Annotated in this window: 26 protein-coding genes and 1 tRNA gene; 13 read left to right on the forward strand and 14 right to left on the reverse strand. The window is 58.6% G+C overall.

Annotated elements, in window-relative coordinates; genetic code table 11:
- Window positions 1-11 precede the first annotated feature (11 nt).
- The gene (locus tag ACKLNI_RS19765) at window positions 12-1,028 is read left to right on the forward strand and encodes a hypothetical protein (RefSeq protein WP_413720832.1); all 1,017 of its coding nucleotides are present in this window, start codon (window positions 12-14) and stop codon (window positions 1,026-1,028) included.
- 9 nt (window positions 1,029-1,037) lie between these two features.
- On the opposite strand, the gene ACKLNI_RS19770 is transcribed toward ACKLNI_RS19765, so the two are convergent.
- The 3 genes from ACKLNI_RS19770 to ACKLNI_RS19780 are packed head-to-tail and all read right to left on the reverse strand — an operon-like array spanning window position 1,038 to window position 4,795.
- Window positions 1,038-2,018 (reverse strand): SUMF1/EgtB/PvdO family nonheme iron enzyme, encoded by a 981-nt coding sequence (locus tag ACKLNI_RS19770; protein ID WP_413720833.1) that lies wholly within the window; start codon window positions 2,016-2,018, stop codon window positions 1,038-1,040.
- Entirely contained in the window at window positions 2,015-3,745 is a 1,731-nt protein-coding gene (locus ACKLNI_RS19775) for a hypothetical protein (protein WP_413720834.1), read from the reverse strand. The genes ACKLNI_RS19770 and ACKLNI_RS19775 overlap by 4 nt, the downstream gene beginning before the upstream one ends.
- Window positions 3,746-3,760: 15 nt before the next feature.
- Window positions 3,761-4,795, reverse strand: a complete 1,035-nt coding sequence (locus ACKLNI_RS19780; RefSeq protein WP_413720835.1) for an NAD-dependent epimerase/dehydratase family protein — start codon at window positions 4,793-4,795, stop codon at window positions 3,761-3,763.
- Between the two features lie 446 nt (window positions 4,796-5,241).
- Here ACKLNI_RS19780 and ACKLNI_RS19785 point away from each other — a divergent pair, with 446 nt between their 5' ends.
- The 5 genes from ACKLNI_RS19785 to ACKLNI_RS19805 all read left to right on the forward strand — a co-directional run bounded on the left by ACKLNI_RS19785 (window position 5,242) and on the right by ACKLNI_RS19805 (window position 9,133).
- Window positions 5,242-6,264 (forward strand): L,D-transpeptidase, encoded by a 1,023-nt coding sequence (locus ACKLNI_RS19785; RefSeq protein ID WP_413720836.1) that lies wholly within the window; start codon window positions 5,242-5,244, stop codon window positions 6,262-6,264.
- Window positions 6,261-6,644 (forward strand): SH3 domain-containing protein, encoded by a 384-nt coding sequence (locus ACKLNI_RS19790; RefSeq protein ID WP_413720837.1) that lies wholly within the window; start codon window positions 6,261-6,263, stop codon window positions 6,642-6,644. The genes ACKLNI_RS19785 and ACKLNI_RS19790 overlap by 4 nt, the downstream gene beginning before the upstream one ends.
- Before the next feature lie 48 nt (window positions 6,645-6,692).
- A complete protein-coding gene (locus ACKLNI_RS19795) occupies window positions 6,693-6,890 on the forward strand; it encodes a hypothetical protein (protein ID WP_413720838.1) in 198 nt (65 codons plus the stop codon).
- 184 nt (window positions 6,891-7,074) lie between these two features.
- Window positions 7,075-8,340 (forward strand): aminotransferase class I/II-fold pyridoxal phosphate-dependent enzyme, encoded by a 1,266-nt coding sequence (locus ACKLNI_RS19800; RefSeq protein WP_413720839.1) that lies wholly within the window; start codon window positions 7,075-7,077, stop codon window positions 8,338-8,340.
- Window positions 8,341-8,350: 10 nt separating this feature from the next.
- On the forward strand, window positions 8,351-9,133 hold the full coding sequence (locus tag ACKLNI_RS19805; protein WP_413720840.1) for an SDR family NAD(P)-dependent oxidoreductase: 783 nt from the start codon (window positions 8,351-8,353) through the stop codon (window positions 9,131-9,133).
- Window positions 9,134-9,138: 5 nt separating this feature from the next.
- Here the strand turns inward: ACKLNI_RS19805 and ACKLNI_RS19810 are convergent, their stop codons facing one another.
- Genes ACKLNI_RS19810 through ACKLNI_RS19820 form a run of 3 tightly spaced genes read right to left on the reverse strand, consistent with a single transcriptional unit; the run spans window position 9,139 to window position 12,127 of the window.
- A complete protein-coding gene (locus ACKLNI_RS19810) occupies window positions 9,139-10,200 on the reverse strand; it encodes a hypothetical protein (RefSeq protein WP_413720841.1) in 1,062 nt (353 codons plus the stop codon).
- On the reverse strand, window positions 10,197-11,753 hold the full coding sequence (locus ACKLNI_RS19815; protein ID WP_413720842.1) for a GH3 family acyl-acid amido synthetase: 1,557 nt from the start codon (window positions 11,751-11,753) through the stop codon (window positions 10,197-10,199). The genes ACKLNI_RS19810 and ACKLNI_RS19815 overlap by 4 nt, the downstream gene beginning before the upstream one ends.
- Window positions 11,750-12,127: a GtrA family protein gene (locus ACKLNI_RS19820; protein ID WP_413720843.1), complete on the reverse strand. Its 378-nt coding sequence runs from the start codon at window positions 12,125-12,127 to the stop codon at window positions 11,750-11,752. Before ACKLNI_RS19820 ends, ACKLNI_RS19815 begins: the two co-directional genes overlap by 4 nt.
- A 287-nt stretch (window positions 12,128-12,414) precedes the next feature.
- On the opposite strand from ACKLNI_RS19820, the gene ACKLNI_RS19825 reads away from it, so the two are divergent.
- Entirely contained in the window at window positions 12,415-13,131 is a 717-nt protein-coding gene (locus ACKLNI_RS19825) for an LOG family protein (RefSeq protein ID WP_413720844.1), read from the forward strand.
- A gap of 68 nt (window positions 13,132-13,199) precedes the next feature.
- Here ACKLNI_RS19825 and mnhG read toward each other — a convergent pair whose 3' ends face one another.
- The 7 genes from mnhG to ACKLNI_RS19860 all read right to left on the reverse strand — a co-directional run bounded on the left by mnhG (window position 13,200) and on the right by ACKLNI_RS19860 (window position 20,068).
- A complete protein-coding gene (gene mnhG, locus ACKLNI_RS19830; protein WP_413720845.1) occupies window positions 13,200-13,571 on the reverse strand; it encodes a monovalent cation/H(+) antiporter subunit G in 372 nt (123 codons plus the stop codon).
- Window positions 13,568-13,855, reverse strand: a complete 288-nt coding sequence (locus tag ACKLNI_RS19835; protein WP_413720846.1) for a K+/H+ antiporter subunit F — start codon at window positions 13,853-13,855, stop codon at window positions 13,568-13,570. Before ACKLNI_RS19835 ends, mnhG begins: the two co-directional genes overlap by 4 nt.
- The gene (locus ACKLNI_RS19840) at window positions 13,852-14,352 is read right to left on the reverse strand and encodes a Na+/H+ antiporter subunit E (RefSeq protein WP_413720847.1); all 501 of its coding nucleotides are present in this window, start codon (window positions 14,350-14,352) and stop codon (window positions 13,852-13,854) included. The genes ACKLNI_RS19835 and ACKLNI_RS19840 overlap by 4 nt, the downstream gene beginning before the upstream one ends.
- Before the next feature lies 1 nt (window position 14,353).
- On the reverse strand, window positions 14,354-15,898 hold the full coding sequence (locus ACKLNI_RS19845) for a monovalent cation/H+ antiporter subunit D (RefSeq protein ID WP_413720848.1): 1,545 nt from the start codon (window positions 15,896-15,898) through the stop codon (window positions 14,354-14,356).
- Entirely contained in the window at window positions 15,895-16,245 is a 351-nt protein-coding gene (locus tag ACKLNI_RS19850) for a Na+/H+ antiporter subunit C (RefSeq protein WP_413720849.1), read from the reverse strand. Before ACKLNI_RS19850 ends, ACKLNI_RS19845 begins: the two co-directional genes overlap by 4 nt.
- Before the next feature lies 1 nt (window position 16,246).
- Window positions 16,247-19,126 carry a monovalent cation/H+ antiporter subunit A gene (locus tag ACKLNI_RS19855; RefSeq protein WP_413720850.1) on the reverse strand — a complete coding sequence of 960 codons (2,880 nt, stop codon included), beginning with the start codon at window positions 19,124-19,126 and terminating at the stop codon, window positions 16,247-16,249.
- Between the two features lie 261 nt (window positions 19,127-19,387).
- The gene (locus ACKLNI_RS19860; RefSeq protein WP_413720851.1) at window positions 19,388-20,068 is read right to left on the reverse strand and encodes a M48 family metallopeptidase; all 681 of its coding nucleotides are present in this window, start codon (window positions 20,066-20,068) and stop codon (window positions 19,388-19,390) included.
- Between the two features lie 163 nt (window positions 20,069-20,231).
- On the opposite strand from ACKLNI_RS19860, the gene ACKLNI_RS19865 reads away from it, so the two are divergent.
- From ACKLNI_RS19865 to ACKLNI_RS19890, 6 genes are all read left to right on the forward strand, one after another.
- Window positions 20,232-20,555: a TIGR02300 family protein gene (locus ACKLNI_RS19865; RefSeq protein WP_413720852.1), complete on the forward strand. Its 324-nt coding sequence runs from the start codon at window positions 20,232-20,234 to the stop codon at window positions 20,553-20,555.
- Window positions 20,556-20,629: 74 nt separating this feature from the next.
- Window positions 20,630-20,705, forward strand: a tRNA-Ala gene (locus tag ACKLNI_RS19870).
- A gap of 211 nt (window positions 20,706-20,916) precedes the next feature.
- The gene (locus ACKLNI_RS19875) at window positions 20,917-21,600 is read left to right on the forward strand and encodes a hypothetical protein (RefSeq protein WP_413720853.1); all 684 of its coding nucleotides are present in this window, start codon (window positions 20,917-20,919) and stop codon (window positions 21,598-21,600) included.
- A 36-nt stretch (window positions 21,601-21,636) separates the two neighbouring features.
- Window positions 21,637-23,025, forward strand: a complete 1,389-nt coding sequence (locus ACKLNI_RS19880; protein WP_413720854.1) for an O-antigen ligase family protein — start codon at window positions 21,637-21,639, stop codon at window positions 23,023-23,025.
- Complete coding sequence (locus ACKLNI_RS19885) at window positions 23,012-23,794, forward strand: metallophosphoesterase family protein (protein ID WP_413720855.1); 783 nt, start codon at window positions 23,012-23,014, stop codon at window positions 23,792-23,794. Before ACKLNI_RS19880 ends, ACKLNI_RS19885 begins: the two co-directional genes overlap by 14 nt.
- Before the next feature lie 74 nt (window positions 23,795-23,868).
- A complete protein-coding gene (locus tag ACKLNI_RS19890; RefSeq protein ID WP_413720856.1) occupies window positions 23,869-26,016 on the forward strand; it encodes a GumC family protein in 2,148 nt (715 codons plus the stop codon).
- Window positions 26,017-26,049: 33 nt separating this feature from the next.
- Here the strand turns inward: ACKLNI_RS19890 and ACKLNI_RS19895 are convergent, their stop codons facing one another.
- Window positions 26,050-26,454, reverse strand: a complete 405-nt coding sequence (locus tag ACKLNI_RS19895; RefSeq protein ID WP_413720857.1) for a hypothetical protein — start codon at window positions 26,452-26,454, stop codon at window positions 26,050-26,052.
- Window positions 26,455-26,478: the final 24 nt, after the last annotated feature.

A 26,478-nucleotide genomic window follows, 5' to 3' on the forward strand; every position in this document is an offset into this window, starting at 1 on the left:
GGAATACGCCGATGTCGTATGAGTTGCCGTGGACCGGCAGCGAACAGCGGCACTGGCAAAGTTCCGCCTGTCTGATCTGTAGCGCCTATTTCAAGTGCTTCTACCGTGATAGCGACATTCCCCAAGGAATGAGGGATACTATGTCGCGAAAGACGCTGCTTGCGTGCCTTTTGGGCCTTATTTCAGTTGCGCATTCAGGTGCAGCCCCAGCTGCAGGAGCCGCAAATGTGAATGCATTCTGTGCGCTTGAGGCCGTTAACGCGTTTCCAAAACGTCTTCGCAACTCGCAATCCGGAAGCTCCTTTGTCCACGAAATCCAGAGGCTCAATGGCGTGGCGCGTGACCGCGTCGTAAAGGAGCAGGTGCTCTCCGGTAATATCCCCGATTTTCTTCGTGTTTTGGTTCCTGTCACGCTTCGCGGAACAGCAGTCGGCGATCAGCAAGTAAATGTTACCATATGTGTGACACCGGACTATCTCGCGGTCGGGGGTGACGAAGACTTCGTACGCGTTCCTATGGGGCTTTCGGCCGCGGCCGGTATCGCTGATGCAATCGGCTTCCTCCTGCCCACAACCAGAATGGTAGACGCGATTTATGCACAGGCCGGTCTTCGGTTAACCCCGAAGCCCATGCCTCCCACTGCCGAAATGGAATCGACCAGCTATTTCTGGCGTCACAACCAGACCGTGAACGAACAACTCACTCGTTCCAAATCAGGCCGCCTAGCCCTGACAGCAGGCCAAAAGAAGGACATTGTTTTGTCCAACCGCCTCCGCTCCAAGCCCGGTCGAGTAGCAATCTATGGATGGCACCGAGAAAACGGGGCTCCGATACAACCTCTCAGCACCGTGCACGGTGCACAATATGCCGATTACAGCCACGGTGTGCGGCTCGTGTCTTCTCGCGCCTATATTAACGGGGAGCCAAGGAACTTGGCCGACATCCTCCAGGATCCCGTTCTGGCGCCAATCGTCAGCAGCGAAGGTGCCATTCCTGCACCGGAGAAATTGCTCCACTCGCTTCGCTGAAGATTCAGCTTAGTCCACTGTCTTGCAGCATCTGAAGCCCAGGTGGTAGTTCGAGTGGCTGTTCGCTGACATCACTCTGCTTCCGTGCCAGAACGGAGCGCGCCACCGGCACCAATCCTGATGGGCGTAGTAGCGATCGAAGATGAACCAGCTTCCTTTCATTTCGGTAACTCCCAGCCGTTTGCTACCGGCACTCGACATCTGGTCGGGGGTAAGCGGCAGGTTCATGTGCTCGGCGGCGTTTCCGTGTTGGTCATAGACGCCCAAGGTGCTGCGGCATTCGGGGAATGCTCCGGTCGGGTACGTGTTCGAACCGCAGGCATTCCAGCCTCCACCCCCACAGCCGGGGCTTTTCTGGCTGGCTGCAGCGCAAATACCTTTCCTGTACGAATTGCCATAGGCCCAGGACTTGTCGGCTTCGTTCGTCCGATTGTGCGCTTTGGCAACCGACGAGACAGCACCCTGCGAAATCCCGAAGGTGTAGTCGGGCTCTTGCAAAGCTCCTGCACAGGCACCTTCCCATTCGTGCGCGTCGCAAAGGCGCTTGCCTTGCAGTGCACAGATCTGCGCGGCCTCATTTGCACGGACCCAGACTACCGGGTAGGTGCATGGGATGTTCGGAAACTCGAACTGATCGATGCATGCTCTGGCATCACGCGCTTTCTCTCTTCTCGGATCGAACAGCGGAGCCATGAATTTCGCACCGCAAATCCGCTCGTTCTCTCTACTTGCATAGCCGTCTCCGCCACCTGGAGCGCGGGCCTTGCATTCCGCCACGGTCATCGGGTGCCGCGCGACAGAAGGATTGCCTTGGCCGGCAAAGCCGGACTGTGAAAAGATTTTCCGTAGCTGCTCGATCTGTGCCGCGGAGAGCCCATGCACTTTTCTTATCTGGCTGAACAGCAACTCGTTCTGTTCCTGAAGCGAAGATTGCGCACCCACCGGCATCGCAAACCAGAGTGCGAGAAGGACAAAAGTGGCGCGGATCATTGCGCTTTCCTCCGTTCATAAACGAAAAAAAGGTCCCTATTGTCTGGAAAGCCCAGGAAGCGGGGGATCACCGTCCCTCCCGAGGCGGACTTGTCGAGTTCCGACATGCCGGAGATCAGGTGCTCAACTTGCATTGCGCCTTCCGCGCTGGGGTATAGCGCGAGATAGGTGTGTTCGAGAGCATTCATGTCGAGAAGCATCGCGTGCGAGCAGTTGTATGCTTGGAATGTGCGCGCCATGGCAGAGGGCGTCGCGGTAGAAAAATAACCATAGACGAGGAACCGTCTCCCAAGCCAGTTCTGCAGGCAGGCCCCGGCGCGCAGCGTGCGGAGTTCCGCATTTGCGCTTCCCGACCAGTTTCCCGGGCCCCATTGGTTGACCCGTTCTCCTGGCACCGGCTTCCCGGTCGATGGATCGGTCTCAACCAGCGGAACGCCATTCTGCCGCGCAAACATGATGTCCGGCAACAACCTGTCGTCTTCGGCTGTCCAGGTTTTCATTTCGACACTTCCATCTTTCAGCACGTAAAGCGTCGAGAGCCCTGACTTCAGCTTGCTGTAGATCACGCCTTTCTCGATGAAGCCGTAGTGCTTTCCGGTGTCGATTGTCGCGTAGTCGCCATACTTGAAGGCGCCGTGGGCACGTTTGAAACCGGCCGTGAAAGTTGCGATGGTATGCGCGGCGTAGTCCGGACTGACCATGCCGGTGCGGACCAGCGGTCGGGCGTCGGAGATGCCGTCAGGTCCGGGCAGGCCTTGAATGCGGGCTGATTGCTGAGGACGTGGCGACCAATCCAGTCGCGGATGATCTGTTCCAAGCGCGAATCCCAGCCCATACCGTTCAAGATCGAAGGCCACGAAGTAGTCGACGGCCTTTCCTTCGATGCTGTCGAGCGCATTGACCGGTCCAGGGCTAGTCAGGATGTTTTGACTAATTGTTCTGGGCTGAATCGCGCTGACGAAGACACCCTCAAAACCCGCCGCGGCATACCAGGCTCCAGGCCGCATATCCTTTTGATCTCGGTTCGCGAAAGCGATGCCAAACCCAATGGGGGAGATCGCGCTCTCTTCGAAACGCTCATCGATCTCTGCCGGACACGGTCCGGTTTCGATGCAGGCCGCATCCTCACCGTCACTCAATTCGGAAAAAGTGGCGTATTCGTCGCTATACAGGGAATCCCGAACCAGGCGGACGATCTCTTCACCGTTCCAGACGTGATCCCTCAGGAAATCCGTCACGCGTTCAATACTGGTTCGCGAGCCCGAAACCGCATTTCTGAGAAATAGCTTGCCTTCGCAAATCGGCGCGAAAGGCAGCCCTGTTTTTTTTGCATCGGAGAGAGCACTCATCCCCGCCGTCCTAAGACGGCAGACAGTCTCACCTTCCGGCCCGGCAATGCGCAAATCAGGTGATGCGCTCCCTTCGAGCGCCAACCGCTGGAAAAGCGGTTCTGGGTTGTCGATGTGATACGCTTCATTTCCAACCCAAAGGACGAAGGTTGCGTTGGTGTTGGGGTTCAGATTGATCAATGCGACGGTGTCGCCGTTGGCAAGATCAGCGCTTTGTTCTTGGCGGTAAGGCTGTAGCTCAATAATGGTCTTGCGGGTTGCGGAATTGTATTCTTCCCACTGATCCGGAGGCGCAGGATAGTCGGCCCCCAAGGCCATGCCGGATTGTATGGCAATCGCCGCGAGATAGACCGCGGCACTTGAGATCGAGAAATTCATCGAATCCTCTCCTGCCTAGAAGAACATTTCTGCCAGTCGCAACGCTCCGCGTTTCCAGGGCACGCGATGGCTTGTGCCGGCGGCGGCGGAAATCCTGTGACGGTTTGCGACATACCAGTCATAGTTTCGTACCAACGCATCGCGGTTGGAATATCGAGGGCTGAAGCCGAGTTTCGTCCGGATCTTGTCGATCGACACGTAACTGTCGCGAGCGACTGTTTCGTATATCCAGGGATAAATCGGCGACAGCCTCATGGTCTCCAGGATACGCAATGCGACTCTGGTCGGCTTCGCAGGCAGCGACACAATGCGCTTCCCGAAACCCGCACGGTCAAGCACCGCCTGAAAATCGTCTCGGATCGTGCCGAACTCGGCCGCACCCACATTGAAGACATCGTTTGCCTGGTCTGCGGGACCGGTCGCCCCAATGAAAATCGCGGAACACAGGTCCTCGACATCAAGGAGTTGGTACCGGTTTGATCCTGTGCCAAGCACTGGAAAATTTCGGCCTTGGCTCGCGAACTCGAAAAGCAGTTCGAAAATCCCCAGACGTTCCGGTCCAACAAATGATTTTGGGCGCAAAATGCACAAACAGAGTCCACGGTCGCGGTACTCCGCGCAAATTTGCTCGGCCCGCACTTTCGCCTCCCCATACGGACCGACGCCCGTCATGGGATCATTCTCGACAAGTGGGTGGTGGTCAGGCACGCCATACACCGCAGTCGACGAAATGTGCACGATGCGTTTGACGCCGGTATCTACGGCTGCTTCGAGCAGCTCCCGAGTGCCGTTCACATCGACATCCAGAATTTCTTCAGGCCGATACAGCGGCAGCGCGGCGGCGCCGTGGACGACGACGTCAATGCCCTCCAGTGCAGTACGCAGGGTTTTGCCGTCCCGGATATCAGCGTTGATATGGTCGATTTCATCTGTTTCGGGATAGACAAACGGCACGATATCCAGACTTCGCACCGTCATATCGCGCGCGAGTAGATGCCGAATGAGATTAATCCCAAGAAACCCGGAGCCGCCTGTCACAAGGAACTTCATGGACGGACCCGATGTGATTTCGAAAATGCGGACGCAGCCGTTCCGCGCTTGGCCGCGTTCCTTTGATAATTTGAACTGTCAGTCATTCTCCTCGTGCCTCTTCAACGGGATCAATGACGCAGCGCATACGATGCGATTTCCCCTTCTCGTCAGGAAAGGACAATTGATAAATTAACAAAGAAAAGACTTTGGCGACTTGATCTCGCGCAAGTAGCGAGAGTGCGACTGGATAACAATGTGACCTCATGCCGAATAGCCGGGTGCGTGAGGACCATCGACCCCCGGCACAATCATCAGTTTGCCGCCCGGTTTCGAAAGGCCGGCTTGACGCCGTTCGCTATGCTCCGGAAAAAGTTGGTCAGCTGACGGGAGGAGCCTGATCTTTTGCCCCCTTCGCAGCTCGAAAATGGATCGGTTGGCAACGAACGCTGGGAGGTTTGCGTACAATGATTTCTCCGATAAGCCGCCGCACCGCGCTCTTCGGTGGCGCTGCCGCAATCGGCGCAAGCGCCCTCTTCGCCGAGGAAGCCCGCATTGATGTGAATGACATGCTGCCCGGCGACTTTACCTGGCACCCGGAACGGTCGCCCGAGGGTGCGGTTGCTGTTATTGCTTCGATCCCCGAGCAACGGGTCCATGTCTACCGCAACGGCGTGCGCATCGCAGTATCTACCTGTTCGACCGGAAAGCCGGGGCACGAAACGCCGACGGGTGTTTTCACAGTCCTCCAGAAAGATGCGGATCATCGGTCCTCGACCTACGGCGGAGCGCCGATGCCAAACATGAACCGCCTGACCTGGGACGGCATCGCGCTCCATGCCGGCAATCTGCCCGGCTATCCCGCTTCGCATGGCTGTGTGCGACTTCCGCTGGAATTCTCGCGGCTGCTGTTCACGGTGACGCACGTTGGAACCCCCGTCATCATCGCTGGCGCCCGTTCGGACCCTTGGGAACTTGTGCATCCGGGGTTGGTCCTTGCGAGTTTCGATGAAGCGGAGTTGGAACACGCGGTGGCCAACCTGAAAGATCGGCAGAAGCCCTCGGATTGGGAGGCAAAGCCTCCACATCCGATCACCACGGTTCTTGCGACCAGGGCCGATGGCAGAATTGTCGTCATGGAAGACGGCCGAGAAGTGATAGAGGACGAAGCCCTGTTTGTGGGAGACGGCCCGGTTGGAGAACACGTCCTGGTGTTGCAATCGGAGCGAAACGGAGGCCTGCACTGGACGGGCGTGACCCACCATCCCGATCCGTCCCATCCGCTCTGGCCGGAAGAACAGGTTCTGAACCGACTGCGGCTGGCCAGTTCTGTGAACCAGCATCTTCGGGAAAGGCTGCACCCGGGTCTGACATTCATTGTCTCCGAACTGGCCGCTACGCCTGATCGGCGATCCGGGGACGATTTTGTGATAATGAGCGGCGAGTTGCTGACATCTCCGGCACCCGCAGCGCGTCCGGTGCGGCCATGAGGAAGGGTGCGATCGCCCTCTTGGCTATGCTCGTCGGGCCCGCGCTTGCTTTTGCACAGGATCAGCTTCCCCTTCCCGGCACCCGCTATGTCGTTGTGGATACCGACGATGCCGCCAATCTTCGGATGGAGCCATCTGAGGAGGCAAGCCGGGTGACCCGCTTTGCCGATGGAACGATCTTGCGGAACATCGGGTGCGGAATGTACGTCGGACAAGGCTGGTGCGAGGTCGAGACCGTAGCTGGCGGCGTTGCAGGTTGGACATCGGCGCAACTCCTGCGTCCGTATTCCGGTGCCGATCCTGTCGCGCTGCTAAGCCCCGCGGTGGCGGCCAACAGTACGGAGGCCGCAACTCCAGGCAGAGTGAACGGAGTTTTGTAACCTGCGGCCGTTCGCGATTACAGCCTCGACGTCGCAGCCGGAACGGTCTTGACGGTTTCCGTCAGGTCGATTCCGGAAGGCAGCGTTCTGATCGTTTTCGACAAGAGCGGAGATGCGCTTGCGGAGATGGACAATCCGCTGGCCTCCGCGTCCGTCGAGTTCGGCGAAGCAACGAGTATACTTCTTCGGCTTGTGGAGAAGTCTGGCGCCAAAGGCGAATTCGAGTTTGATGTAGCTGTGGAGTAGCCAAGCGGACCATTCCGACCAAACGCCTCGCACGACCGAAACAAACGTCTCAGGACATTGCGGGAAATGCCCGAAACGGTTTTTGCCGCGTTTTCCGCGTTTGACGTCGAATGACACATATCAATCTTTTGATGCGTATCCTGGAATACATTGAGCGTGTTCTCTCCGATACAGGATGGCCGCCATGACCAAACCAGACACTCATCCAGCCGCTCGGATCGCATCACTTGTCGCTTTGACGAAGAAGCACCTGCTGTATCCGAACAACCCCATCGTCAACAGCGCGACAACCGAACCTGTGATCTGGGTCGATGGTCGTGACCACCTGTTGTTTTGCTCGAACAACCTGCTTGGTCTGTCGAACCATCCCGACGTGAAAGAGGCGGCGATCAAGGCTCTGGACCGCTATGGTCTTGGCTCCGGCGGCTCTCGGCAGATGGCTGCGAACATCGATGTTCACCGCGCTCTGGAGCAACGGATTGCCGAGTACGTCGGCCAGGAGGACGCCATCTGTTTCGCCACGGGCTACATGGCGAATGTCGGCACTGTTCCGGCCTTGATGAAGGTCGATTTCCTCGAAGCGATCGCGAAGGCGCATCTGGGCGGCAAGCAACCTACCCGAGAGGAAATGGCGGGTTTCGATGGTTGGGAAATCTTCAGCGAAGAATTGAACCACGCAAGTCTCGTGGATGGCGTCAGACTGGCCAAGGCCCGGGTCAGCCGCTTCGGCCACAAGGATACCGATCAGCTTTCAAAGCTTCTGGAGGCATCTGGAGCGAGGTCGAAATTCATCATCAGCGACGGTGTCTTCAGTATGGATGGAGATATCGCACCCATCCCCCAGCTTGCCGATCTGGCCGAAAAGAACGGCGCCTTGCTGATGATCGACGACGCCCACGGGGTCGGCATGCTGGGTCCGAACGGGCGCGGCAGCCTTGATCATCACGGCGTAAGCACGTCTCGCGTGGATTTGCAGATGGGGACATTCACCAAGGCTTTTGGGGGCATAGGAGGGTACGTTTCAGGTGATAGGGACCTGATCGATTTCCTCCGCATTACGGCGCGTTCGTACATTTTCTCCGCGCCATTGCCGCCTGCCATCGCCGCAGGGGTCGCAGAAGCCATAGATATCGCCGACCGGGAATCCTGGAGACGCGAGAAATCACTGGAGAACGCTCACTACTTCCGGCGGGAAGTGCAGGCGCTGGGCTACGACACCGTTGGAAGCGAAGCGCATATCGTGCCGACGCTCATCGGCAACGAACTGGCGGCGGGCGAGGTGACCAAGCTCCTGCGTCACCGCGGCATTATCGCCCCGCATGCGCGTTATCCAGCCGTTCCGCTGGGCCGTGCGCGCATACGTTTCGTCATGACTTGCCAGCACGAGAGACAGCAGATCGACTACCTGCTCTCGTGCCTCGCCGAAGTGAAGAAACTGCTGAAATTCTGAGGAGGCTTTCATGGCTGACGCGCCAGACCACCGGTTCGCGCTGATCACCGGTGCCTCGTCCGGTATCGGCAAGGCCTTTGCCGAGGCCTTTGCTTCGCGCGGGTACGGGATACTGGCGGTCGCTCGTCGCGAGGAACAACTTGGGCAACTCGCTGCAGAACTGTCCGCACGCTACCACATCGAGGTCCTGACATTCGCGGCCGATCTGGCTCTGCCCGAAACACCGGATCGGCTGATAGAATTTGTCAGAAAGAACGCAATCAGGATCAGTGCGCTGGTGAACAACGCGGGCTTCGGTGTTCCAGGCAATCTGTGCGATGTGAACTGGCAGCGGCACCGCGATTGCATAGAGGTGATGGCGACCGCGCCGGTTCGCCTCTGTTACCTCTTCGGCCCTCTCATGGCGGAAAGCGGTGAGGGGACGATTGTCAACATATCGTCCCTGTCGGCCCTCCTTCCGCCCCATGCCGGAGGTACGCTCTACTATCCCGTGAAGTCGTTTCTCTATCAGTTCTCGCTGGCGTTTCGAGCCGAGATGGAACCTGCCGGTGTCCGGGTCATTGCTGTTTGTCCCGGCTTCACCGAGACCAACTTTCAGAAGGCCGCAGGGGGAACAGTCGAATCCGTGGCCGTGCCCAAATGGCTCTGGACGTCACCGGGACAGGTCGCTGCCGATACTCTCCACGCGGTGGATCGAAACCGGCCGGTATGCATTCCTGGCCTTTTCAACAAGGCGACGGCGGTTTTCTTCAAGTTCGTGCCGGCAGGCATTGCGCGCCGTATCGTTGGATAAGGCGGTCAGAAGACATCGGCCGGACTGATCAGAAGGGGCTTCGTCCTAAGCGTCGTCAGCAAGTCATCGTCCATAAAAACCGTGTCGATACGCAGTTTCGCGCTACCCGCCATGGCACGGGACAAAAGCCCAAATCCGCCGGCCTGTTTAAGGGCGCGAAGAACGGGGCTTCTTTTGTCAAGCATCACCAGACCCACCCGCGTATTGTTTTCGGCGAGACACGCCTCGGCAAGAGAAAAGAAATCCGCTGCCCTGCCTTCTTGAAAGTAGATGTTGCCAAATCGAACAACTTTCAGGTCTTGCAGATCAAGAATTCTGTTCCAACCGGGAATACTGGGCAGGGCGTCCAGAAGTAGCCTGCCGGACAGTCCCGGCATTGAAAGGATCTGCCAGTTGAGGATTTCAGCTTGCGCCGAGGCCGTGATCTCTCCGTTGCGCCGGAACACGCGTGTCTCGCCAGGGAAGAAGGACAGGTCGAAATCCGCAAGCTCATGGTCCGCATAAAGCTGTTTGAGTCCTAGCAGGATACCTTGATGTTCGTCCTCGCGGATCGTGCCCACCGAGCTGGACAGGCGCGGTTTGAGTCGGCTGAACAATTGCAGTGGTACGTCCGCTTCGACGGCGTGTCCCGTGTGTTCGGAGAGTTTCAACGAAATCTCCGTGGTTGCTTCCACATAGGCGAATCCGAAACCGGGCCGCCCGACAGTTCTTTCCGCATAAGGTCGGATGACATCGATCATGCGCGTTGCAAAGCCCTGATCCCGGCGGTCCGGAAGCGTCGCCGCCATCACGAAGTGGTAGGCGCCGCAAGGCTGGCCGCCGATATGCTTTATGCAGTGATCCAGCACGAATACGCATTGCTCGACGCCTTTCTCTGCAAGGACGAAGAAGCTCGGATCGCGCATCCTGGCAAGCTTCTCGCCGATTCCAAGAACGCGGTAACGCGTGTCGCGACTTCCCCAAACCGTCGCATCGAGAATGGAAAGCGTTTGCTCGGTCGGCTCCGACGTTCGGCTGATGATCTGGCCAAGATTTTCGCCGCGCCAGAGGACTTCGGAATCTGTCATGCCTCTTCCCCGGCCATGTCGGAACGTCGCACGAAAGTATCAATGTCCGAGAAAAGGGCGCGGTCCTTGACGATATGTGGCAGCTTGTTCTGCCCGCCAAGCTTTCGCCGAACCCGCATCCATTCCTGGAACGCACCAGATTTCAGGAGCATGACCTCCGGTGCGCTCACGGCAGCATCGTCACGGCGAAGCTCCCTGTAATCCGTATTGCGGCTTTCCAGGCTCTGGTCCAAAAGTTCCGCAAATCGATCGGGTATCCCGGTCCCGGTGCCTCCCTTCGTTTCTATGAGATAACGATGATGACCGCCCACGTCCTTGTGAACGGCGCCGACGCAATAGTCCTGGATGTGCAAGCCGAGAGCCTTTGCAGCGCGAGATATGGCCTCTGCGATTTCGGACTCGATCAGATGCTCTCCAAACTCCGACAGTGCGTTGCCGACACGACCGACAACGACGACACGCGGGGGATCAAGGTCGACGAACCTGACGACATCTCCCACGAGATATGACCAAAGGCCCGCGGCCGTCGAAATGGCGACTGCATAGTCCTGTCCTCGTGCGACTTGCGCCGCCGTGAACCTGCGTGGTGATGATGCTCCCAGTTCACTGACCGGCACGAATTCGAAGAACACCGTCCCATCCAGAATAAGGCGTAGCCCCTCTCCATCCCCGCGATCGGCAACGGCGAAAACTCCCTCGCTTGCCGAATACATCTCGCGTGTTTCCGCATGAGTGCCCGCAAGAAGCGCAGCGAAGCGATCACGATAAGGGGAAAAATTGATGCCGCCATGCACGACGAGTTCCAGATTGGGGAACCAGTCAGCAAGCGTGTCTCCCCCATGTTGGCGGGCAAGTTCCTCGAAAAAGATCAGCATCCAATTGGGCGACCCGCCAAGGAACCGGACATCCTCTGACGGAGCAATCCGGGCGAGTTTTTCGATCTTTTCGTTCCAGTTCTCTATATTCGCAATCTCAGCGGGAGGGAGAACACGGCGCTCAAGAAAGCCCGGGATCGCGCCTATCGTGATCGCGCTGACCGCGCCGGACATTGTGTGGTCCGTTTTTCGTTCAAGGCTTTTGGGTCCGGTCAGGGCCAGCACGGCCCCGCCAAGGACCTTGCTGTCCGGCTTTCGGGCAAAGTGGAAGCAAAGCAAATCGAGAAAGCCCTTGGCAGCGGCGCGGCGCATCGCTGGCGTGTAGGGGATATGTTTGGACTCTCCCGTAGTTGTTCCAGAAGTTTCGGCGAAGAAAGGTATTTTGCCCGGCCAGGTGACATCGACCAATGATGGATAATCGGCCTCCCACCAATCCCTCCAGAAATCCTCATAATGACGGAGGCCTACGCGCGCCTGGTAGTCACGGGACGAGCGGATGTCCCAAAATGCATACGCCGCGCCGAACTTCGTCGCTTTCGCCTTTGCAACAAGGTTCAAAAGCGTTTCCTCCTGGCTTTCACCGGGATCCAGCCTGCCAATTTGTGCGAGGCGGCTCTTTGCATAGAGCCTTGCCAGCGGGCCCACGTCCAGAAAACGGGATGCGCCACGCTTGGTCATTTCCAGCTCTCAGTATCCGGAACGCGGAAGACAAAGAATTTCATCAGCCCGTATTCAAGCATTGCAACGCTGACCAGGCAGATGCCCCACGCGGCGCGGTGATGGATGTCCCAATGATTGGTGAGCCAGAAGTTGAGGAAAATCCCAATGATTAGGATCAGAAGCGCCGCTGCCGCTTCGCGGGAAAGCGATCCGGAATAGCTTCGTGTGGATTTGTAGAATGCAAGAGTTCGATGCAGGTGGTGCTGCCGGAATATTCCTATCAGAAACGCGGCGGTCCAACTGGTGGTGGCACGCGGTTCAAATGGATTGATGAGGTAGATGATCTCGTAAGTCAGCCATGCCAGGACCGTGCCAATGCCCGCGGCAATCACAACGCGCTCAAGCTCGCGTCGACTTCGGACCCATATCGAAAACGCATGCAGCAAAACGAACTCCACCGGATTATGGGGTCAGGTCGGTTCACATTCTAGCTGCAAGGCTAGTTGCTTGACCGTTCCGCAAGAATGACCTCGATCAAGGCCTTGCCAGACCGTCGATCCTGCCAATATGCCTGAGTGCTTCGCATGTGCAGCAAGCTCCGAAGAGTTGATCTGCGTCATGGTTACGCTGGACCTCCCGGTTGACCCTGAAAGGGTGACCCTTTCGTGAGATGGCAGAGATGGCCGCGAAAAATGACAAAGGTGATGGAACGCTGCTCAGCCTTATCCAGGGCGCGGAATCTTCGTTCCTCCAGGGCAGGGGCCAGCGTTCCCAGGATGTCGAGGCCGCCGTCGGAATGTTCCTTGAACTGCTGCGTGGCTTTGAAAGGCTCGAGGTGCCAGAACCATGTGTCACGATCTTCGGGTCTGCGCGAATTCCCGAAGGCGATCCTTCTTACGAGATTGCGCGCAACATGGGGGCTGCGCTGGCCCGTGCCGGCTATTCGGTCATGACGGGCGGGGGGCCCGGGCTCATGGAGGCTGCCAACCGAGGCGCCAAGGAAGCCGGCGGATACAGCGTCGGCTGCAATATCCGTCTTCCGCACGAGCAGAAGCCAAATGACTATCTGGACGATTTCGTGGAGTTCGAGCACTTCTTCATACGGAAGCTGATGCTCATCAAGTATTCCTGTGCATTCGTCATTCTGCCCGGAGGCTACGGCACCCTGGACGAGGCCTTTGAAGTCGCCACCCTGATTCAGACCGGAAAGCTGAAGCGATTTCCAGTCGTCGTCATGAATAGCGCTTTTTTCAAGCCGTTCGAAGACCTGCTGCGCGGAGAAATGAGCAAGGCGCGTCTGATCGATGAGGAGAGACTGGACATCGTCTTGCTGACTGACGATCCCGAAGCCGGTGTTGAGTGGATCAACTCACATGCCCGGAACGAAACCCGGTAGGGCGGCGGTTCTGCAACTCGACACCGTTCTTCCCCTCCGCTCGGAAGGAAACCTTCCAGGACCCGTGTTCAGTCATTCGTGTCCCGGTCCGGGCTCGCAAGTGTTGACCAGGTGTCGTCGTCAAGCGGCGGTGGCGGCGTATCGCAATCAAGGCGGTGGATATTCACCTTTGCAATGAAGTTTGCGGAAACCGGGGCGGTAACGAAAAGAAACGCCATGATCAGGACTTCGTGCATCGACGGGTCGCCCGAAGCGAAGGCCGCCAGAATGGACGCCAGCAAAAGCATGCCGATCCCCACTGTTCCGACCTTCGTTGGCGCATGCAGGCGTGTCATCGGGTCGTTGAATTTCAGCAATCCGATCACGCCGACCATCACGAAGCCAGAGCCGATCAAAAGGGCCAGTGCGGCAGCATAGGTGGTGATAATCTCAAGTGTCATTCGATGATGTCTCCCCTGAGAATGAACCTGGCCAGCGCCACCGTCGACACGAAGCCAAGCATTGCAATCAGAAGTGTCACTTCGAAGTAGACTTTGACCCCCTGATGGATGCCCAGAACCACCACCACGCCAAGCGCATTGATGACCATTGTGTCCAGCGCAAGGATGCGATCACCGACCGACGGTCCCATCACCAAACGTACCATCGAAAGTATCTGCCCGGCCGCAAGTGCCAGGAAGGCAATGGCAATGGCGATGTCCAGAAATGCGGAAGCGGACGTCATGAGAATATCTCCAGAAGGCGGCGCTCATATCGGGACTTTATGTCGTCCCGGACACCATCGGGGTCGTCGGTATGAAGGACGTGAACCAGAAGGCTGTGGCCTTCGTCGGACAGATCGGCCGAGACCGTGCCCGGCGTCAAGGTGATGGTGCCGGCGAGAACCGTAATGGCCTCAGGCTGCTTCAGTTCGAGCGGTATCGCGATCCAAGCCGGTTTCAGTTTGGCGTTCGGCACGGTCAGCACGATCCACGCCACCTGAACGTTCGCGACAAGAATGTCCCACAGGACGATGAGGCTGTAGGAGATCATCTTGCCAAGCCGAATTCCGTCCGGCCTGTCCGGCCACCAGATGGAGGTTATCCATGGAATGATGATGCCGAGGATTATGCCGAAAACGACCATGCCGGCGCTGATCTCGTTCTGAAGCAGCGTCCAGACAATGGCTAGGATGAGAGTCAGCAGGGGATGCGGCAACAGCCAGCGAAAGGCACGTACCATGTCAGTGGCTCTCCTTCGGTTTGCTGAGCTTGCCCGGTGTGTCGAGCACGATCGACTTGTAGGCATCTGGGGCGAAGAGTTCTGCGGCCATCGATGTCGTGTAGCGATGAACATGGCCCGCAAAGACCGTGTGAGCGAACAGCAGGGCCAGAAGCCCTCCGACAGCGGCATAGGACAACTTGGACGGCCGCTGGGTAGCAGCCTCCGCTTCTTCGAGCGCTTCGATGCCATGCGCCTTCCAGAACAGCACGCTGCCCGCCCTCGCAAAACCGACGACGCTGATCAGGCTCGAAGACAGGACAACGACCCAGATCCAGAGCATCGCGGACGTATCGAACGACGCTTCAAGGATCAGCAGCTTTCCCAGGAAGCCTGACAGCGGAGGAAGACCCGCCATTGCGATGGCCCCGGCAAAGAACAGTCCTGCCGTCAATGCGGTTCCCGACATTGGCGGTTGAGCGGTCAGGTCGACATTGCCACGCCCGGTTCGCACTAGGTCGGACACAAGGAACAGCGCGGCAGCCGCCAGTGTGGAATGCACGATGTAATACAGAGCAGCGGCAATCCCTTCGGGGCTGAACAGGGAAATGGCGATCATCACCATCCCCATAGAACCGACGACGGAATAGGCAACAAGGCGATCCAGCTTTCCTGCCGCCAGAACTCCGATCATTCCGATGGCCAGCGAAATCAGGGCGGCCGGCTGCAGCCAGAGATCGTGAAGGCCGGCCGTCACCTCGAGGTCGGGCGGGAAGATCAAGGTGTAAACACGGATGATCGCATACGCCCCGACCTTGGTCATTATCGCGAAAAGTGCTGCCACGGGGGCAGGGGCCTCGGCATAGCTGGATGGTAGCCAGAAGTGGAGCGGAACGAGGGCGGCCTTGATTGCGAAAACCAGGATCAGCAGAACCGCCGCCACGCGAATGCCAACGGTCTCGTCAGGTCCGATCATGGCTACCCGTTCCGCCAGATCTGCCATATTCAGCGTACCGGTCTCAGCATAGATCGAGCCGAGAGCGAACAGGAACAGCGTCGATCCGATCAGGTTGAAGAGCACATATTGAACGCCGGCCCGAAGCCGCGCATTGCCTCCGGCGTGGATCATGAGGCCGTAAGACGCGATAAGCAGCACCTCGAAGAACACGAAGAGGTTGAAGAGGTCTCCGGTCAGAAACGCGCCGAGGATGCCCATCAGTTGAAACTGGAACAGCGCATGGAAATGCCGTCCGCGGTCATCCCAGCCGGAGCCGATGGCGTAAAGCAGCACGAAAAGCGCCAGTACCGACGTCAGCAGCACCATGAGCGTCGACAGCCTGTCGCCCACCACGACAATTCCAAACGGCGCCGCCCAGTCGCTGAGCCGGTAATAAATGACGGAACCGTCGGACACTTGCCAGGCCAGCCCGGCGGCTATTGCGATCAGTGCGGCCACGCCGGCCACGGAGAATACACGCTGTATCCCAATGTGATGGCGGGCAGCGAGAACGATGAAGGGCGCAAGGAAAGCAGGCAGGATGATAGGCGCAATGATCCAGTGGCTCATGCCTTTTCCTCCGTCTCGGCTTCCTCTGGTTGATCGTCGACATGATCGTCGTCTGAGCCCAGGAAAGCGCCCAGGCCGATCATCACGACGACCGCGGTCATCCCGAAAGAAATGACGATGGCCGTGAGGACAAGAGCCTGCGGTAACGGGTCGGTGTAGACCGTCATGTCATCCCTCAGGACAGGCGGCGCTCCGACGGTCAGTCGGCCAGACGCGAACAAGAACACGTTGACCGCGTATGTCAGCAAAGACATCCCAAGGATGACAGGGAATGTCCTGAGACGCAGGACCAGATAAATTCCGGCAGCTGTCATCACGCCGACGGCGGAGGCGACAAGCAGTTCCATGTCAGACGCCTCCCTTTTCTGGCGACGGAATTCCCGGAGTTGGCACCTCGCGGGACGGATCGATATCCATCGGATACTCGCTGTCTGTCACGTTCGCGCGCCGGGCTAGGCGTGAAAAACTCTCCAGCGACAGCATTACGGCGCCGACTACGGCAAGAAAAACGCCAAGATCGAACAGGGCAGCGGTCGCCAGTTCGAATTTCTCGAACGGTGGAATGCGGACATAGGTGAAAGCGGATGTCAGGAACGGCTTTTCCACGAACCAGGACCCGATGCCGGTCAGGCCTGCCACCAGCACCCCCGCGCCGATTACACCGTGATAGGGGTACCTGAGCCGGGCAGAGGTCCATGCGAATCCGCTGGCCATGTATTGCATCACCACGGCAATCGAAACGATCAGGCCGGCGATGAACCCGCCTCCCGGCTCGTTGTGACCCCGCAGGAAGATGTAGAAGCCCACCATCAGCACCACGGGCATGATGACCCGTGTCAGCACCACCATCATCATCGGGTGAACGTTTCCGGCTCGCGGCTGATCCGGAACGCGGTTCAGGAGTCGGGCCCGAACAGGCCCCCCCAGCAGCGTCTCGGTCAGCGCGAAAATCAAGAGCGCCGCAATCCCCAGGACGATGATCTCGCCATAGGTGTCGAAGCCCCGGAAGTCGACAAGGATCACGTTCACCACGTTGGTGCCGCCGCCACCCTTGTATGAGTTTGCGAGGTGGAACTCGGAAATCGGAGTCGTGACGGCGTCGCGCAGCAGGTAATGGTAGGCCAGCGCGAAGGTTGCCAATCCGCCTGCGATCGCCACGCCAGCATCCCGAACACGCCGCAGCACCGTACTTTCGACAGGCGTCCGGTTCGGCAGGAAGTTCAGCGCGAGAAGCAGCAGGATGATTGTCACCACCTCGACGGTGAACTGCGTCATCGCAAGATCCGGCGCGCTAAGATAGACAAAGCCGATCGAGACCATCAAACCCACTATGCCGATGAGGATCAGCGCCAGGAGCCGGTTGCGATGCAGGAGGACCAGCCCTCCTGTCGCTGCGACCAACATGGCCCATCCCGCGATCGGGACCGGTCCCGCGAACTGCACGTCCCGCGTCGGTGCCGCCACCGTGCCCGTGATCCAGGCGTGATAGCCCGCCGCGACGATCGCAACCACTCCGATCATCGCATACCGGGTGAACGCCCCGTTGTGCAGGCCGTTGATGACCACCTTTGCGACCTTGGCTGCTGTCTCAACGATCGCCTCGAAAATGACCTTTGCTTCCGGGCGCGGCGACGCTTCCCAAAGTCTCAGCAACGGGTTGAAAACCACCATCAGGAAAAGGCCGCCGGCGACGGCGATGATCGACATGAAAAGCGCTGGAACCAGGCCATGCCAAATCTTGAAATATGCCTTCGGAACCTCCGCCTCGCCGTTCAACAGAGATGCGGTCACCAACTTGACGAACGGTTCAGCCAGAAACGGAGCAACGCCAATCGCCACGACCAGAACGACGAGGATCGCAGGCGGCATCCACATGCCCGGGTTCGGATCATGTGGTTTCGAAGGATAGTCGTCGCGTACCGGGCCAAGGAACGTGTGGCCGATCAGGCGGAAACAATAAGCTGCGGAAAACAGCGACCCGAATGTCGCCAGCGTGGGAACCAGCCAGTAACTGCCGAACAGCACCGTATGGTGCGCCTCCTCCAGCATCATTTCTTTCGAGAGAAACCCGTTCAAAAAGGGAATACCCGCCATCGAAAGCGCGGCCAGCGTCGCGACTACGAAGGTCACGGGCATCAGGGTTCTGAGGCCGCCAAGACGCCTGATGTCGCGGGTGTGCGCCTCGTGATCGACAATCCCGGCCGACATGAACAACGCCGCCTTGAAGGTGGCATGATTCAGAATGTGAAACACGGCCGCCATGGCCCCGAAGGCAGTGCCCGTACCAAGCAGCATGGTGATCAGGCCAAGATGACTGACCGTCGAAAACGCCAGAAGTGCCTTCAGATCGTGTTTGAAGAGAGCGATGATTGCGCCCAGAACCATCGTCACCAGGCCGGCGGTCGTGACGATGACGAACCATTCCGGTGTGCCGGACAGCACCGGCCACATCCGGGCCATCAGGAAAATACCGGCCTTCACCATCGTGGCGGAATGCAGGTAGGCCGAGACCGGTGTCGGAGCCGCCATCGCGTGCGGCAGCCAGAAATGGAACGGGAACTGCGCCGACTTGGTGAAGCAGCCAAGCAGGATGAGGATCAGTGCCGGAACATAAAGCGGGTCCGCCTGGATCAACTCCCTGTTTTCGAGAATGACGCTCAGGTCGTAGCTGCCCACGATCTGGCCAAGGATCAGCATGCCGCCGATCATGGCAAGCCCGCCCATGCCCGTCACGGCCAGCGCCATCCGTGCGCCCTGACGGCCTTCGGGCAGGTGCTTCCAGTATCCGATCAAAAGGAAGGAAGAGAGCGAGGTGAGTTCCCAGAAAACAAGCAAAAGCAGTATGTTGTCGCTCAGGACGATCCCCACCATCGCGCCCTGGAACAGAAGGAGATAGGTGAAGAACTCACCCATATTGTCGTTCCGGCTCAGATAGTGGCGGGCATAGGCGATAATGAGCAGTCCAATCCCGAGGATGAGGAACGCAAAAAAGAACCCAAGCCCGTCGAGCATCAGGGTGAAGTTCAGACCCAGCGCGGGCATCCATTCGATGCGGGAGGTTACGACCTCACCGGCCAGCACGTCCGGCAGGTTCGTCAGCAGACCGATGAACGCCGCCAGCGAGACAGTGAAAGTCACTCCGGCGCATGCGGCACGACCCGCTGCGTTCATGATCCCCGGCAGCAATGCTCCCAGGAATGGAAGAAGAACAATGAAAGAAAGTGACAAAGCCTCACCCCGTCTAGCCCGTGCCGTTTATTTGATATTTCGAAATGGTGTGCAAACGCATTCCGACAACTGATTTTCGCGGAAAACAGGACTTTGCGTTCGGAAACGGTTCACAAGACCGACCGCGCACACTGCAGATCGGAACCTGGATGCAGAGTATCGGTGCGAAATTCAGGCGCCGAAAAGTAATCCTGCCTCAGATGTCCTGCATAAACCTCGTCGGTCGAGAAAACTGGGGGCGGGAAGGTCGGCTTTCCGGTTTCAGAAGCGAAACCTGTGAAGCGCGTGTCCTTCACGGCGCAACCAGTGGCGCTGGGCGTTGTAACCTGGGAAAATGTCGCTAACGACCCCCCAGAAGGCGGGGGAGTGGTCCATGTGAACCAGATGCGCCACCTCATGCGCGGCAACATAGTCCAGCACATCCTTGGGCGCCAGAATCAGCCGCCATGAGAACATCAGGTTGCCTTCGGAGGAGCACGATCCCCAGCGCGACCGGGTATCTCTCAACGTCAGGCGACCGTAGGGCCGATCCACCATTTCGGCAAACCGCTCGACGGCGCCCGCCAGCCTGTCGCGCGCCATGTGTTTCAGAAGTGCCGCCGCCGCCGGCCCGGGCCGGCCTTCGGGTACCATGAGCGTGCCGGGCAGCAGTCGCGCCGAACGCCCTGTACCGATCGCGACATGGCGCGACTGGCCTTCCACCGGAAGAATGGAGCCCGGTACCACGTCGATGCTCTCACCCCTCCGGGACAGAGCTCCTGCGATCCATCCAGCCTTTTCTTCGGCGAACCGCCTGGCGTCCCTCTCGCTGACGCCCTTGGGCAGCGTCATGGTCACCCTGCCGTCCAGTTGCGACACGCGCAGCGACAACCGCCGCGCTCGCGCCGAGCGCCGCAAAATAATGTCGACCGGAGGATTGCCCGGAAGAGTGAACTGCCCCATATGAACGGACCTGACGTGATGCCTTGGTTGCAGGCGCGAGCCTAGCTTTAACGTGCAACTCTCGTCCAGCACGCAGGTCGTGTCGCAAAAGCCTTTGACAGGACCGAAGCGTTGTGGCAGGGGACGCGTCAATCCTGAGAGAACAGTAGGAAAAGAGGCCCATATGCCCAAGGAAGAATGGGGCACGAAGCGCGTTTGCCCGACAACCGGAAAGCGGTTTTATGACCTGAACAAGACCCCGATCATCAGCCCGTACACGGGCGAGGTGGTCTCTCTTGATACGGGCAAGGGTAGCCGCACTCTGGTCGCCGACAAATCCGACAAGAGCATCAAGGCGGAAGTCGAGATCGAGGACGATGATGATCTGGTACTCGACGACGACGACACGGATGTCGATCTGGGTGACGACGTCCTTGAAGATGATGACGACGATGATGATGTCTCGCTCGACGACATCGCCGATGTCGCGTCCGACGACGACGAATGAACTTTTTTGGCTTGCGCCAATGGCGCGAAGCCATTAACTGACGCGGGCGCGGACCGGACGGTTCGCACCCGGATGGGGCCATAGCTCAGTTGGGAGAGCGCTTGCATGGCATGCAAGAGGTCAGGGGTTCGACTCCCCTTGGCTCCACCAAAACCCCTTTTTACAGGTTCGACCAAATGGGGCGCCGCGTTGGAGCCGGACATGGCTCGTGAACCCTTCTTGGACCGGGAGGTTTCCATTCGGCGCGCACTCAAACCTGTATTCTGTCGCACGGCCCCTTTATTATGTGATCTGCGAAGGGGGCTCTGGTGATTCGATCCCTTCGGGTATCGGGATCTTCCAGCGAGTTGCCAAGTCCTGAATGTTGTTCAGAAGTCTTACTCTTTTATGCGCGATTGCCGCCGCATCCTTGGGATGGCTTTCGGCGGCGTTAGCGGTGGATGAGATCGCGCTGGCCCGCGTGAGCACGCTGCCCGACTATGACAGCTTTCGGCTTTTGAAAGAGTCCCCACCTGAGCGGGCAATGTCCATTCGCGCAGACCGCGCCATCCTGACCGCCTGCGACGATGCGCTTGGCGGTCGTCTGGGATCGGTTCTGCCCTCGGAAGCGCTGACCGAAGTAGCCTCGAAATGCACGGATATCGGCCGCCAGATCAGCCAGGCAGCCCCGACCTGGGCCTTTCCGGCATTCGTGAGCGCGGTCTCGGCTTACCATCTGGGCGATCGGGAGACGGCCTTCGCAGACCTGCGGCAGTCGCGTCGTTTCGGACCTTACGAGAGCTGGCTTGCCGAGCGCCGCGTCGGTTTTGCGTTGCAATTGCTCGAGGAGGCGCCCGACTTTGCGCGCGAGGCATTGAACGCCGACATTGCGGCCCTTCTGGAAAGCCGGCTCGGACGCATATACGTGGCCTCGATATATGTCCGGTCGCCGGACGTCCGGCCGCTCATCCTGGCGCAGTTGGAGTCCCTGGAGCCTGATTTGAAAAGGGAGTTCCTTTTCCGGGCGCGACAAGCCGCGAATCCTCTCGATATGCGCAATGAATGAAACCCGCAGGATAGATGTCGCGACCGGAAGGTGGCCATGGCGGTTATGAAGCTGGCGCGCAGCAATTCCGTCATGACCGGCGCCATGTCTGGCGGTAATCGCTATCCGGCGTGGCTGTCATGGGCGGTGATGGCCATAGTCATGGCATCGCCTTTGCCGCTTGCCAGCAATCGTCCGGTGTTCTGGCTCCTTTGGGCGTCAGTCATCTTTTTCCTATTGGCAATGCATATGATCGGCAAGGCGACCCGCGGCGAGGGTCTGGACGCGCCGCTCTCTTCGATGAAGGTCTTCTCGGCGGGCTGCGCGGCATTCATCCTTTACGGGGTGCTCCAGACCTTGCGACTTCCAGGGCTGGAGCTGCCCGGCGGACGGATAAGCATCGCGCCGGACGCGACTCTTCTGGGCGTGCTGCGCTGGACCTCTTACGCAGTCTTCTTTTTTCTCTGCGTGCAGGTCACCAAGCGCCGCAGGCGCGCTCGGAGACTTGCATGGGCGGCGTTCATCTTCACGGGCGCCTATTGCGCGCTTTCCTTGCTGGTATTCCGTTATCTTGGAGAGGTTGCCTATCTCGGGCCGCAGAACGGGTATGCCGACTTCGTGACAGGTTCCTTCATCAACCGGAATTCATTCGCGAACTACGCTGGAATGGGGTTCTGCCTGGGACTCGCCTTGGTGCTGCGCGAAATGGCTCAAGCCGGGCAGGACCGGTCGCGGATCGCGTGGTTCTTTTCGCCCGATGGCATGAAGGTCGGGATCATGTGGATCGTTCTTGCGATGATGGCCGCCGCGATCATTTCCTCGGCGTCCCGAATGGGTGTCGCTTCCACTGCCGCCGGGGCGATGGTGATCTCCATTCTCGTCCTCAAGAAGTATGGGTCGAAGTGGAGCGTGAGACTTTGGTTTGTCTTGGTGGGTCTTTTCATCGTCTTGCTGGCCGGCACCCTCCTGGTTGGTCAAAACCTGATCGAACGCATGCTTTTCATCAGTCAGGAGGGGCAGAACCGGGCTGCCCTTTACCTTCAGGTAATCGAACTGATTCAGGAACGTCCCGTCTTCGGCTTTGGCCTCGACACGTTCGAGATCGCGTTTCAATCCGTTCATCGGCCTCCCGTTTCTCCCGATTATTTCTGGGATAAGGCGCATTCGACATATCTGGCGCTCTGGAGCGAGATGGGGCCGGTTTTCGGGAGCATCCCTCCGCTTCTGGTTCTTGTTCTGACGGTGCGGATCCTGCTGGCCGACTTGCGACAGGAGAGCGACATTCTGTTCTCGATCGTTGCATTCGGGGTGATCGTTCAGAACACATTGCATTCCGCGGTGGATTTCAGTCTGGAAATACCCGCAAACGTGTATCTCTTTCTTTTCCTCCTCGCCCTTGCGTATGGCAGGAAGCCATCAGGGAACGGCCGCAATGAAACTCGGTGATTTTTTTCGCGGCCTCTTCGGACGGGCTCCCGACGCGGCCTTGGGCGGGCGCGACCGGCTGAGTTGGCCAGAAATACCGGATTCGCTTTACGTTATCGGCGATGTTCATGGCTGTCTTTCGCAGCTCAAAGATCTGGAACGGCAACTTCTGGAAGATGCCGAAGCCCGCGCCGGGCGGGCGGTCATGGTGCTTTTGGGCGATCTGGTGGACCGCGGTCCGAGGAGCGCGGAAGTTATCGATCACCTTCTGGGCGCGGCGCCTTCCCGGTTTGAGCGCGTCGTCCTTTGCGGGAACCACGATGCGATGTTTCTGGAGTTTCTGGCCGAGCCGTCCTTATCCTCACCCTGGCTTGGCCTCGGCGGCGAAGAAACTCTCAGATCGTATGGGATCGAGCTGGATCAGAGGCCGGATCTGCGCCGGCTGAAAATGCAGTTGCACACGCTGGTTCCTCCCGAGCATGTCGGGTTCCTGAGTAGGCTGCCGGTCTGTATCGATCTTCCAGGATATTTCCTTGTCCATGCAGGTGTCGATCCGGAGCGGAAACTGTCCGAGCAACGAGTCTGGGACATGCTGATGATCCGCGATGCATTCCTGGAACACGGTGGTCCATTTGAAAAATGCATCGTGCATGGGCACACCGCTGTGGATGCGGTCGAGATCGGCCCCGACCGTATCGCTGTTGATACGGGCGCCTATGGCACAGGCCTGCTCAGCGCCGTTCGGCTGGCGCCGAATGAAAAGCCGCAGGTTTTTTCTTCCGGACAATAGCTTGCAATTCATTTCTTTGATTTAATTTGAAAATAGGCTGTTTCGATTCTTGTGTGCTGAGGGGTGGCGGGAAGATGCAGAAAGATGACTTGGGGCTTCGCGGCCTCCTTGAGACGTTGCGCCGCCAGTATCTCCTGATCGCTTTCACGATACTGCTTTGTGTATCTCTCGCCGTCGCTTATCTGGCCGCGGTGACGCCGATCTATTCCTCTTCGGCCCTGATCATGGTTGATCCGTTTCAGAGGGATCTTCTGGAGACCGATCCGGGCAGTTCGGTTTCTCAGGGCACTGCCAACGCCCGCGTCGAGAGCGAGGTTGAAATCCTGCGATCGGACGCAATCGCCTTGACGGTCGTGGATGAACAAGACCTGATCTCGGACCCCGAGTTCGGTCCCCAAGTCGGTTTGCGCGAGAAGATAGAGCGCGCTTTGGGAATCGAGCGCAGCAGAACCGTCTCGCCGGAGAACTTGGTGCGGAATACGGTATCCAAGCTAAAGAGTGCCACAGAGGTTCGCAGGCGCGGCCTGACCTATCTGATCGAGGTGTCGGTATCCTCCAAGGATTCCGAGCGTTCGGCAGAATTGACCAATGCGCTCGCCGAAAGTTCGATTGCCGAACAGTTGTCCGCCAAGATCCAAAGGACGCTGGCGGCCCGCGACGTTCTCCAGGTGCAGATGCGGGAGTCGCAAGCCGCATTGGCGCGCAGCGAAACGGCGCTGGATGATTTCATTCGCGACAATTTTCGACGTATCGAGGAACAGACCGGTCGCGGCGATCTGTCCGGCACCCTGGCCATGATCGAACAGGCCGAGGACACCAGGCTTCAGACCGAGATCCAACTGCGAGAGTTCCAGCAGGAATTGGAGAACCGAAACTGGGAAAACTTGGTGGCCGGGCTGGAAGACGATGCGCTTCGAGAACTCGCGGATCAGCGAGCCGGTATCGAAGCGCGACTTGGACGGGTCGTGTCCGGCAGCCAGGCCGAGATTGATCTTCAGGCAGAACTGGCCGCCTTGGACCGCCGTCTCGAGGAACAGGCAGCCGAGCAGATCGGCAGCCTTCAGGCCCAGCTTGCGACTGTCGGAGCAGAAGAGGAGAGCTATCGCGAGCAATTGCGCGACACTCTGTTCTCCGGACAGCTTCCCGCGGATATTCTTACCGAGGTCTTCGCGATTCAGCAGAATGCGGCCATCGCACGGACCCAGTACCAGAACCTTGTGGTGCTGCTGAACAACCTCGAGACCAGTGCCGGCGTTCAGGTCGCCGACAGTCGGATCGTCTCCCCCGCGCTGGTGCCGACATCGCCCTCGTCCCCGAACACTCGACTTGTCATGGTTATGGCCCTGTTTTTCGGGGCGGCCCTGGGCGTTTTCTTTGCGTTCCTGCGGGAATTCTTCATCGGCGGGTTTTCATCGACAGAACAGTTGCAGGCCGCCGCGCAGGCACCTGTCGCGACGGCTATTCCGCTTGTCGGGACCAGGAACCTGAGGTCGCCTTCGGATCTCGTCAGCGCCGAGCCGCTATCCCACTATTCCGAGGCAATGCGCCGTCTCAGGGCGTCCATCGATCGCTCGCTCCAAACCAAGTCGACTGTCGACCCTACGGAGTTGGTGCGGAGCAAGGTAATCCTTGTTGCCTCTGCTTCCCCGAAAGAGGGTAAGTCAACGACCGCTTTGAGTCTCGCCCGAACCTATGCGCTGGCTGGCAAGAAGACGCTCCTCTTCGACGCCGATCTTCGGCGGCCAACACTACATACGCTTGTGGGGACCGAGCCCCAAAAGGGCATTATCGACTACCTGGAGAGCAATGAGAAATATGGAAAGCTGAAGGAGTATTTCTGGGAGGACAGCGAAAGCGGCCTCACTATGGTCCTCGGCAAATCCAGAAGTGCCGTGCCGACAGACCGTCTGTTGTCCTCGCAGGGATTCGAGCAGACGATCTCCACAGCGAAACAGCATTTCGACGTTATCGTAATCGACACGTCGCCGCTCCTGCCAGTTGTAGATTGCCGCTATATTCTGCCTCTGGCCGATGCGGTTCTGATGCTGGTGCGTTGGAGTTCCACGTCGCAATCGGAACTGCAGGTGGCACTATCGTCGATCCGATCCTCGGCCCCCGACGATGCGCCGCTGTTGCTTGCGCTTTCCCAAAAGCCGGAGAGCCGGCGGGAGCGCAAAAGGTACTACTATTACGGGTATTCGGCAAAACTTGACCGGGTGTGACGACACGCCCGGTCAGATAAGGAAAGCAGTTTATCAGTTGGCGCTGGGCGCTAGGGCGCTGCGCCGCTCGACTTCCACGATCAACCCTTGGATTCGCTGTGCCAATTCCGTGCGACCGCGATCTTCGAAATGCTTGGCGATCCGGCCTAGCGCAAGCTCATAGGCTGCGCCCAAATGCTTGGCTTTTCGCCAGGCCTTGCCATGCTTCTCAGGCCGCGGGAACTGATCGGCTAGCTGCGCGGCGAGCAGGCTGAGTTCGATATCCAACTGGTCCCCGCTTAAAGAAGACGATCCGATGAATTCATCGATCTTGAAGACGCATTCCTCGGGCGCAACCGTACATTCAAGCAGCAGCGTGTCGGCGGGCGTGTTCGCCTCAGATGTACTGGCTTGCGCTGCGAACGCAGCCAGAATTGAAATAGATAGAAGCTTTTTCATGCTCACCTCACTTGGTTCAAAGAA

The organism is Silicimonas lutimaris (assembly GCF_047314965.1).
Classification (GTDB): domain Bacteria; phylum Pseudomonadota; class Alphaproteobacteria; order Rhodobacterales; family Rhodobacteraceae; genus JAVJUV01.

What these genes read in the sequence shown, in the direction of transcription:
- ACKLNI_RS19765 (WP_413720832.1), top strand. Translation starts at nt 12, where the DNA reads ATGTCGTATGAGTTGCCGTGGACCGGCAGCGAACAGCGGCACTGGCAA.
- ACKLNI_RS19770 (WP_413720833.1), bottom strand. Translation starts at nt 2,018, where the DNA reads ATGATCCGCGCCACTTTTGTCCTTCTCGCACTCTGGTTTGCGATGCCG.
- ACKLNI_RS19775 (WP_413720834.1), bottom strand. Translation starts at nt 3,745, where the DNA reads ATGAATTTCTCGATCTCAAGTGCCGCGGTCTATCTCGCGGCGATTGCC.
- ACKLNI_RS19780 (WP_413720835.1), bottom strand. Translation starts at nt 4,795, where the DNA reads ATGAAGTTCCTTGTGACAGGCGGCTCCGGGTTTCTTGGGATTAATCTC.
- ACKLNI_RS19785 (WP_413720836.1), top strand. Translation starts at nt 5,242, where the DNA reads ATGATTTCTCCGATAAGCCGCCGCACCGCGCTCTTCGGTGGCGCTGCC.
- ACKLNI_RS19790 (WP_413720837.1), top strand. Translation starts at nt 6,261, where the DNA reads ATGAGGAAGGGTGCGATCGCCCTCTTGGCTATGCTCGTCGGGCCCGCG.
- ACKLNI_RS19800 (WP_413720839.1), top strand. Translation starts at nt 7,075, where the DNA reads ATGACCAAACCAGACACTCATCCAGCCGCTCGGATCGCATCACTTGTC.
- ACKLNI_RS19805 (WP_413720840.1), top strand. Translation starts at nt 8,351, where the DNA reads ATGGCTGACGCGCCAGACCACCGGTTCGCGCTGATCACCGGTGCCTCG.
- ACKLNI_RS19810 (WP_413720841.1), bottom strand. Translation starts at nt 10,200, where the DNA reads ATGACAGATTCCGAAGTCCTCTGGCGCGGCGAAAATCTTGGCCAGATC.
- ACKLNI_RS19815 (WP_413720842.1), bottom strand. Translation starts at nt 11,753, where the DNA reads ATGACCAAGCGTGGCGCATCCCGTTTTCTGGACGTGGGCCCGCTGGCA.
- ACKLNI_RS19825 (WP_413720844.1), top strand. Translation starts at nt 12,415, where the DNA reads ATGGCCGCGAAAAATGACAAAGGTGATGGAACGCTGCTCAGCCTTATC.
- mnhG (WP_413720845.1), bottom strand. Translation starts at nt 13,571, where the DNA reads ATGACACTTGAGATTATCACCACCTATGCTGCCGCACTGGCCCTTTTG.
- ACKLNI_RS19835 (WP_413720846.1), bottom strand. Translation starts at nt 13,855, where the DNA reads ATGACGTCCGCTTCCGCATTTCTGGACATCGCCATTGCCATTGCCTTC.
- ACKLNI_RS19840 (WP_413720847.1), bottom strand. Translation starts at nt 14,352, where the DNA reads ATGGTACGTGCCTTTCGCTGGCTGTTGCCGCATCCCCTGCTGACTCTC.
- ACKLNI_RS19845 (WP_413720848.1), bottom strand. Translation starts at nt 15,898, where the DNA reads ATGAGCCACTGGATCATTGCGCCTATCATCCTGCCTGCTTTCCTTGCG.
- ACKLNI_RS19850 (WP_413720849.1), bottom strand. Translation starts at nt 16,245, where the DNA reads ATGGAACTGCTTGTCGCCTCCGCCGTCGGCGTGATGACAGCTGCCGGA.
- ACKLNI_RS19860 (WP_413720851.1), bottom strand. Translation starts at nt 20,068, where the DNA reads ATGGGGCAGTTCACTCTTCCGGGCAATCCTCCGGTCGACATTATTTTG.
- ACKLNI_RS19865 (WP_413720852.1), top strand. Translation starts at nt 20,232, where the DNA reads ATGCCCAAGGAAGAATGGGGCACGAAGCGCGTTTGCCCGACAACCGGA.
- ACKLNI_RS19875 (WP_413720853.1), top strand. Translation starts at nt 20,917, where the DNA reads ATGTTGTTCAGAAGTCTTACTCTTTTATGCGCGATTGCCGCCGCATCC.
- ACKLNI_RS19880 (WP_413720854.1), top strand. Translation starts at nt 21,637, where the DNA reads ATGGCGGTTATGAAGCTGGCGCGCAGCAATTCCGTCATGACCGGCGCC.
- ACKLNI_RS19885 (WP_413720855.1), top strand. Translation starts at nt 23,012, where the DNA reads ATGAAACTCGGTGATTTTTTTCGCGGCCTCTTCGGACGGGCTCCCGAC.
- ACKLNI_RS19890 (WP_413720856.1), top strand. Translation starts at nt 23,869, where the DNA reads ATGCAGAAAGATGACTTGGGGCTTCGCGGCCTCCTTGAGACGTTGCGC.
- ACKLNI_RS19895 (WP_413720857.1), bottom strand. Translation starts at nt 26,454, where the DNA reads ATGAAAAAGCTTCTATCTATTTCAATTCTGGCTGCGTTCGCAGCGCAA.